We start from the raw sequence: 309 nt of genomic DNA, 5'->3' as shown, positions 1-309 counted from the left end.
TTTGAGAACTCAACAGGGTGTCGGAAAGTTAGTGCCAATTATGATTTACCCCGTCGGCACTGGGACTTTGGTTCTGGTGTTTGATGTGGATTCCTTTGGTAATGGACAACAGCGGCAAAGATTTTTTTTGCCAGCTATGTTCCTTGCCAGGGTTTGAACAAACCTTATTGGAGAGTTTGATCCTGGCTCAGGACGAACGCTGGCGGCGTGCTTAACACATGCAAGTCGAGCGGAAAGGCCCTTCGGGGTACTCGAGCGGCGAACGGGTGAGTAACACGTGAGCAACCTGCCCTTGGCTTCGGGATAACC

General features: G+C 51.1%; 1 rRNA gene. It reads left to right on the top strand.

From position 1 onward, the window contains the following. Nucleotides 1–164: 164 nt before the first annotated feature. A 16S ribosomal RNA gene (locus PT931_RS36095) occupies nucleotides 165–309 on the top strand; the annotation flags it as partial.

It is taken from the genome of Longispora urticae (genome assembly GCF_053902585.1).
The sequence above is the reverse complement of the archived record's forward strand: the minus strand, read 5'-3'. Positions and strand labels throughout refer to the sequence as shown.